We start from the raw sequence: 6,958 nt of genomic DNA, 5'->3' as shown, positions 1-6,958 counted from the left end.
CGTACCCGGTGAAGATCCCCGAAGTGGGGCGGATTCCGTACCCGCAATGCTCGAACGGGCTTTTCTGGGGCTACGATCGCGGTGCCTCCCCGGGAGACGAACTTGCGGGGGCGAAGCCCGTACGGGCGGGGGAGCCGGGGCCCGTTCGGCCCGGGGGAGCGGACGAGGGCGCCGACCGGGTCGGCCGCGCGGCCGGGGAGCGGCCCCGCCACCTCGTCCCGCTCGTCGTCCTGTGCGTCCTGACCCTGCTGTTCGGCGGCTTCGCCGGATGGGCGTACAGCAGGGCGAGCGGACTGCGCGACGATCCCGCGCGGGCCAACACGGCCCTCGCGGACCTGGCGCGGACCAGCGAGATCAAGGGTCAGACCACGGCGGCCGTGGCCGCGCTCTTCTCCTACGACCAGGCCGACCCGGCCGCCTTCGAACGGGCGCGGAAGACCCTCCTCACGGGGAAGGCCGTCGAGCAGCACCGGACCCTGTTCGACGGGGTGCTCGCCCAGGCGGCCGAGCAGAAGTCGGTGATCACCACGGTGGTCACGGACAGTGCGGTCGAGCGGATCGACGGCGACCGGGCCCGGGTGCTGGTCTACGCCGACCAGAGCAGCGTGAGCACGGCGGGCACGCGGGGCGCCAAGGGGAAGGCCCAGGACCAAGGGGTGTACGCGGGCGCCATGTTCGCCGTGGACGTGGTGCGCGGGGACGGCCGCTGGCTCGTGGAGGGCATCGACACGTTCGGCCGCTGAGCCCTCGGGCGGGGGACCCAGGGGGAGCGGCCTTCCGGGCGCTCCCCCTGGTGGTCACCCCTGCCAGGTCGCGACGAGCGCGGTGGCGTACCGCTCCTCGCAGGCGACGATCAGGGGTGCCAGGCCGTGCGCGGTCACCGCTTCCACCGCGCGGGCCGTCTGCCGCTCGCTGGTCTCGAAGAGGAGGCGTCCGCCGGGCGCCAGCCAGCGGGGCGCCTCGGCGGCCACCCGGCGCAGCACGTCGAGGCCGTCGGGGCCTCCGTCGAGTGCGACCAGCGGCTCGTGCTCCCGGGCCTCGGGCGGCAGCAGGCCGACTTCCTCGGTGGGTACGTAGGGGACGTTGGCGACCAGGATCTCGATCCGGCCGCGCAACTCGGCGGGGAGCGGGGCGAAGAGGTCGCCCTCGTGGACGTGTCCGCCGCGCGGCTCGACGTTCCGGCGGGCGCAGCGCACCGCGGCCGGTTCGATGTCGGCGGCGTGCACCCGTGCGCCGGGGACGGCCGAGAGGAGGACGGCGCCCGCCGCGCCTGAGCCGCAGCACAGGTCGACGCAGAGCGCGCCGGGTGCGGCGAGCGCCACGGCCCGTTCGACGAGGAACTCGGTGCGGCGTCTGGGCACGAACACGCCCGGGTCGACGGCGACGCGCAGCCCGGCGAACTCGGCCCAGCCGACGATGTGTTCGAGGGGGAGTCCGGCGGCGCGGCGCTCGACGAGGGCGTCGAGTTCGACGGTGTCACGGGCGGCGGAGAAGAGGAGTTCCGCCTCGTCCTCGGCGAACACACAGCCCGCGGCACGGAGTCGGGAGACGGTGGTGGTACGGAGGGAGCGCGGGGGATCGAGCGACATGAGACCTTCCGGGAAGCCTGAGGAGGCTCCCGCGGTCGCTACGACCGGGCCGTGGGAACGGCCGCCGAGAGGGAGCATCCTGCCTGCGTGGTAGTGATGGGTCCCACCTCCTCGGTCGCCGTGTCCTGAGCCCGCTCATCGTACCCTCAGGCCGGTCCCGGGTGTGATCTTTTCCGGGACCGGCCGTGCGGAGGCGTGGCTCAGCCGGCCAGGGCCGCCTCGATGGCGGTCACCAGCTCGGGGGCGTCGGGCTCGGTGCGCGGGCGGAAGCGGGTGACGGCACCGTCCCCCGCGACGAGGAACTTCTCGAAGTTCCACTGGACGTCACCGGCTTCGCCGTCGGCGTCGGCGGTCTTCACCAGCTCCGCGTAGAACGGGTGGCGCCCGCCTCCGTTGACGTCGGTCTTCTCCAGGAGGGGGAAGGACACCCCGTAGGTCGTCGAACAGAAGGTACGGATCTCGTCGGCGGTGCCGGGCTCCTGGCCGCCGAACTGGTTGCAGGGCACTCCGAGGACGGTCAGTCCGCGCTCGCCGTACTCCTTCTGAAGCCGCTCCAGGCCGGAGTACTGCGGGGTCAGGCCGCACCGGGAGGCGACGTTCACGACCAGGACGGCGCGGTCGCGGTAGTCGGCGAGCGTGACCGGCTCGCCGGCGAGGTTCTTCAGCGGGATGTCGTACAGGCTCATGGCGTACTCCTGGTCGGGATGGGGTTTGATCTCACCATGGGAGACGAACCACTGGCCATCACGATCGATTCCGCCGAGGAGACCGGACGGGCACCCCGTCGGGTCCGTTGCAGGCTCTGCGGGCGCCCCCTGACGGGCGCCGACTCCCGCCGTACCGGGCTCGGCCCCACCTGCGACGCCAAGCTGCATCCCCCGGCCCCCGAGATCCGCACCCGCCGCCACGAGGTGGCCCAGGACCCGCTGCCGGGGACCGAGGTCGACTGAGGGGAGCCGGGGAGCCGAGCGCACGGGAGCGTTTCCGCCGCCCGTGTCCGAGAGTGCGTCAGGTCGTCGTCGGGCGGCCCAGCGGCAGCAGGTACTGGATCGGTTCGTCCAGGTCGTCGAGGCCGAGGAGTTCGTGGGCGAGGTCGTCGTAGAGGCCGCCGAGGGGGGTGGTGCCGAGGCCGAAGGCGGCGGAGGCGAGGAGGAGGTTCTGGGCCAGGTGCCCGGTCTCGAGGAGTCCGAGGCGCAGGGCGCGCAGGCCGTAGCGGCGGCGCAGGTGGGCGAGGTCCAGGTACAGGGCGAGGACGGCGGGGGCCTCGTCGACGACGATGCGCTGCGGGTCCGACTCGGGGAGGGTGAGGTAGTAGGACAGTGCTCGGAGCTGGTCCGGGTCGGGCGCCGGGCCGATCGGGCGCAGGGAGCGCAGGGCCGGGACGCACTGGTAGGTGGCGGAGGGCAGGCCGTCGACGGCGAGGGCGATCAGCCGGACCCGGACCGCGTGCATGGCACCCGCGCTGGGGTAGGGGCGGTGGCCCGAAGCGTCGTCCGGGGCGTGCGCCGCCCAGAGCAGGCCGCCCAGTTGACCGGCGGTGAGCGGGCCGGTCAGCCGGCCTCGGGTGGAGTGGCGGGTGCGGAGCGCGTCGGCGAGGGCGACGGTCGGCAGCGGGTCGGCGGGCAGGGGCAGGTCGCCGGGGAGCGGCCGCGGTGGACCGGCGGGCGGCACGTCCGGCAGCGCGGTGTCCTCGGGGCGTCCGACCTGGAACTTGCTGTCCTCCAGGTACTGGAGGTCAGGAGCGCTCCGGTCGTCGGGGAAGAAGGTGAAGGGCCGGTCGGTCTCCAGGAGCGTCCGGCCGGCGAGCCGGCAGACGGCCCGCTCCTCGTCGGGCCCGACCCCCAGGCGGTTGAACAGCATGTGCAGCTGCGAGGCCCACACCCAGTGGAGCCGTTCCTCGGCCGCGTCCGGCGCGGTGGCCCGCATCCGGGCGTCGGCGACGGCGACGGCGGCCGACCAGTCGGTGAGCCAGGACGCGGCCGTCCCGGCGTCGAGCGCCTTCCACAGGGCTCCGGCCCGGTGCGCGAGGGTCTGCCGCTGTCCGGCGAAGACCGAGTTCACCTTGGTGTGCACGGCGAGTCCGGGCAGCGGTGGGAACTCCGTCACCCAGCGCCAGGAGGCGGAGTGGCGCCGCAGCCATCGGGCGGCGGCCAACTCGTCGAGTCCCAGGGTGTGGGCGGTGGTGTGCGCCAGATCCAGGGCCAGGGGCAGCCGGGCGCCGGGGGAGGCGTCCAGGGAGCGCAGCGCGTCGACGGCCGTGCGGGTGGAGCGGGTGAAGAGTTCCTCGGCGATCGGCAGCAGCGCGGGGCCGCCGTAGCGGTCGGTCTCGGGTTCGTAGGCCACGGAGGTGACCTCCGCGTGGCGGGCCGCCCATGGGCCGTCGGGCGGAGTGCGCAGGGACGCGAGCCGGGTGAGTTCGCCGGCCAGGGCGCCGGGGTCCGCGTCCGTCGTCCGGAAGCGGACGCGCAGGTGCGGTCCGCCTTCGCCGTAGCGGATGAAGAACCAGTCCTCGCCTACGAGTTCGTCCATCAGCGGCGCGAGGTCCGCCGTGACGAAGTCGTCGGTCCCGCGTGCGGGCAGCGGCAGGGCGAGGTGCAGGCCGTGCCAGTGGGTGGCCGGCGGCTGTCGGTTCGTCATCGCGTCCTTCCCGGACGGCAGGGGGAACGGGGCGGGTCGGGGGCTACGGGAACGGGTGCGGGTGCAGGGGGAGTTCGTCGTGGCGCAGCGGGCGGGGGGTTCGGCCGAGGCGGTGGGGGACGTTCAGCAGGCGGGGGAGGCCGTGGGTGCGCCGGTTGGCCTCGCCGAAGGTCATCGGGAGCGTTCCGGGAACGATCACCTTGGCGCAGTGCAGTCCGAGCCGGTCGCGTACCCCTGGCTCGTCCTGGCGGACCACCACCACTTCCAGGCCGTGCCCGGCGAGCCGGTCGACCGTCTGGTGCAGCAGCTTCGCGAGGTCGTCCACCGGCTCGGGGGCGGCGGGCCAGCGATCCTGCCAGGGCACGGGGGGCGGGCCTGCGAACAGGAAGTCCAGGCGCGGCTGGGCTTCGGGCAGGGTGTTGAGGCCGACGTGGTCGTCCAGCGAGGTCACCAGGTCCGGGCGCTCCAGCATCGCCCGCAGGCGCTGCGGATCGCGTGCGCCGCCGGGGGCGGTGGAGCGGCGCGGAGCGTCCTGGACGTTGGTCACCACCTCGGCGACGGCGGAGCGGATCGCCGTCCTGGGGTCGTGGTGGGCGCCGGCGGCGAGCAGGAGGCGCGGGGCGTCGGGATGCGTGCCCTGGTAGCGGCAGACGGCGATCACGGCGGGGATCGCGAGGTCGTCGGTGGCGTCGAGCAGGGTGAGCCGGTAGCCGAGCAGGCGGGCGCGGTCGGCGAGGCCGGCCGTCTCCTCGTCCTCGGTGGGGACGCCGACGGCGGGCAGAGGGGTGCGCGCGTACCAGGCCATCAGGAAGGCGTCGCGTTCGGCGATCTCGAACAGGCCGTAGAGCGCCGCTTCCTGGGGGCTGTTGCCCAGCCCGCAGCCGTTGGAGGTCTCGTGTGCCACGCGGGGGCGGTCGCGGCCCGGGGGGTCCCAGTAGGCGAGGTGCTCGGGGACGGCGATCGGGCGGTCGTGGGTCAGGGACCAACCGTGTACCCAGTCGAGCACGAGGTCCGGGGTGTACGGGACGGTGGTGCGCGCGGGGTGGTCGCCGGGGTCGGGCAGGCCGAGCCGGACGGGGTCGAGGACGGCTTCGGGCCCGTGCTCGGCCACCAGGTCGGCGTAGGAGGAGCGCAGGGTGCCCCGGCGGCCGAGGGGCCGCATCCCCGCGAGGCGCTCCACGCTCTCGAACAGGGCCACGCGCTCGCTGGAGCGGAAGTCGGACGCCCGCCCGTATCCGCCGTCGTCTTCGAGGCGGCCGTCGGTGACCAGGGCGGTGGTGAGGGCGAAGGCCGAGTCTTCGGTGCGGTAGAGGCTCCGGACCGGGCCGAAGCGTTCGTCGTGGAGTTCTGCCCTCAGCCGCTCGGCGGTCGTACGGTCGTTGGCGCCGCGCAGTATCGCGGGATCGGGCAGGGGGAGGGGTTCGGAGGGCAGACGGGCGGCTTCGGGCGTGTCCTCGGGCAGGGGGTGGCAGACGGGGCAGCCGCCGATCGGGCGGACCCGGTGGGTGGACCAGGTGGCGCGGTCGCCGTGGAGCAGGTGGACGGTGGCGTGGCTCGCGGCCTCGGGGGACGCTTCGTCGTCCTGCTCGCCCTCGGTCTCGGCCAGGTCGGCCGCGAGGGCGACCGCCGCTTCGGAGAAGGACGGGGTTCCGGTGCCCGCGAGGACCAGGGCCGGGCTCTGCCAGGGCACCCGGCCACCGGTGGTGGCGAGACGTTGGTACTCGGTGCAGCTGAGACAGGCGGGCGAACCGGGGTGGAGCACGGGCCCGACGATGGTCAGCGCGCCGTCCTCGCGTACGGGCACGAGGCGGACGGGGTGTGCCAGCGCGTGGCGGCTGAGGCGTTCGGCCAGGCCGAGGGTCCAGTGGGCGAGGTGGACGACGGCGGGGCCGCTCGTGTGCGCCAGGGCCTGTTCGGGGCAGAGGACGGGGAGGTCGGTCATCGGGTGTGTCCTGACGGTACGAGGACGGTGAAGCCGCAGCCCTCCAGGGCGTTGGCCAGGGGCCGGGCGGCGGAGGCAGGGGGCTTCCAGGGGGTGGTGTGCAGGCCGGTGAGGCGGCCGAGGGCGGCCCTCAGGTCGGCTTCCCGGTCGGCGAGTCCGGCAAGCCAGCGGATCGTCCAGCCCTCCTCCACCCAGGCGGGGAGCCGCTGCCCGGCGGCGGCCAGCGGGGCGAGGGCGCCGCCGGGGGTGGTGTGGTGGGCGGCGGCCAGGCCGAGGTCACGGGCCGTCAGACGGGTGAGGGCGCTCAGAGCGGCCACGGACACCGCGTCGGCGGGCCTGGCCTCGACGGCCCTGGCTCCTTCCACGGTGGCCAGGAAGACATGGCCGGAGAGCCGGCGGACCGTGACGTCGGCGTCACGGCCGAGGCGCCGCGCCAGCGCCGCCGTCCAGTGCGCGGCCTGGGGGTGTTCCCGCCACACCGTCGCGGGCAGTGCCTCGCCGCCGCCTCCGGGGACGGCGAGGGCGGCACGCCGCAGGGCCTGGCCGAGAGCGTGCTCCGGGTCGGCGCCGACCGTGGCGGCGACTCCCGGATCGGCGGCCGCGAGATGGAGTTCGGCGGACCGCAGGGCACCTGCCAGCCGCGCGAGGTCGGTGCGGGCGGCCCCGGCCACCAGGGTTCCGGACGGTGTACGGCAGGCGGCCAGGGCGACGGGCGACTGCGGAAGTGCTTCGGGGGAGGGAGCGTCGAGGACACCGAGCAGCGGGTCGCCGAGCGCGGCGGCGCGGCGCA

Annotated in this window: 6 protein-coding genes and 1 pseudogene; 2 read left to right on the top strand and 5 right to left on the bottom strand. The window is 74.9% G+C overall.

Annotation, left to right across the window (positions count from 1 at the left end; translation table 11 throughout):
• The first annotated feature begins 8 nt into the window (after window positions 1-8).
• On the top strand, window positions 9-743 hold the full coding sequence (locus tag BU197_RS24125) for a hypothetical protein (RefSeq protein ID WP_317453407.1): 735 nt from the start codon (window positions 9-11) through the stop codon (window positions 741-743).
• Between the two features lie 54 nt (window positions 744-797).
• Here the strand turns inward: BU197_RS24125 and BU197_RS24120 are convergent, their stop codons facing one another.
• Together BU197_RS24120 and BU197_RS24115 are read right to left on the bottom strand one after the other, a co-directional pair.
• On the bottom strand, window positions 798-1,589 hold the full coding sequence (locus tag BU197_RS24120; RefSeq protein ID WP_188270410.1) for a putative protein N(5)-glutamine methyltransferase: 792 nt from the start codon (window positions 1,587-1,589) through the stop codon (window positions 798-800).
• A gap of 200 nt (window positions 1,590-1,789) precedes the next feature.
• Window positions 1,790-2,275 (bottom strand): glutathione peroxidase, encoded by a 486-nt coding sequence (locus tag BU197_RS24115; RefSeq protein ID WP_188270409.1) that lies wholly within the window; start codon window positions 2,273-2,275, stop codon window positions 1,790-1,792.
• A 36-nt stretch (window positions 2,276-2,311) separates the two neighbouring features.
• On the opposite strand from BU197_RS24115, the gene BU197_RS24110 reads away from it, so the two are divergent.
• Complete coding sequence (locus BU197_RS24110) at window positions 2,312-2,539, top strand: DUF6011 domain-containing protein (RefSeq protein WP_188270408.1); 228 nt, start codon at window positions 2,312-2,314, stop codon at window positions 2,537-2,539.
• Window positions 2,540-2,597: 58 nt separating this feature from the next.
• Here the strand turns inward: BU197_RS24110 and BU197_RS24105 are convergent, their stop codons facing one another.
• The 3 genes and pseudogenes from BU197_RS24105 to BU197_RS24095 all read right to left on the bottom strand — a co-directional run.
• Entirely contained in the window at window positions 2,598-4,226 is a 1,629-nt protein-coding gene (locus BU197_RS24105; protein WP_188270407.1) for a thiopeptide-type bacteriocin biosynthesis protein, read from the bottom strand.
• A gap of 43 nt (window positions 4,227-4,269) precedes the next feature.
• Window positions 4,270-6,168: a TOMM precursor leader peptide-binding protein gene (locus tag BU197_RS24100; protein WP_188270406.1), complete on the bottom strand. Its 1,899-nt coding sequence runs from the start codon at window positions 6,166-6,168 to the stop codon at window positions 4,270-4,272.
• Window positions 6,165-6,958, bottom strand: a pseudogene (locus BU197_RS24095) (hypothetical protein); the annotation flags it as partial. The pseudogene BU197_RS24095 and the gene BU197_RS24100, both read right to left, overlap by 4 nt.

Origin of the sequence: Streptomyces sp. CBMA291, from assembly GCF_014596525.1 — a bacterium.
Taxonomy (GTDB): Bacteria; Actinomycetota; Actinomycetes; order Streptomycetales; family Streptomycetaceae; genus Streptomyces.
Note: the sequence above shows the minus strand (reverse complement) of the source record. Positions and strands in the feature narration are given on the sequence as shown.

Excerpts from the sequence above, each read along its gene's own strand:
- BU197_RS24105 (WP_188270407.1), bottom strand. The coding sequence starts at position 4,226 with ATGACGAACCGACAGCCGCCGGCCACCCACTGGCACGGCCTGCACCTC.
- BU197_RS24115 (WP_188270409.1), bottom strand. The coding sequence starts at position 2,275 with ATGAGCCTGTACGACATCCCGCTGAAGAACCTCGCCGGCGAGCCGGTC.
- BU197_RS24110 (WP_188270408.1), top strand. The coding sequence starts at position 2,312 with ATGGGAGACGAACCACTGGCCATCACGATCGATTCCGCCGAGGAGACC.
- BU197_RS24120 (WP_188270410.1), bottom strand. The coding sequence starts at position 1,589 with ATGTCGCTCGATCCCCCGCGCTCCCTCCGTACCACCACCGTCTCCCGA.
- BU197_RS24100 (WP_188270406.1), bottom strand. The coding sequence starts at position 6,168 with ATGACCGACCTCCCCGTCCTCTGCCCCGAACAGGCCCTGGCGCACACG.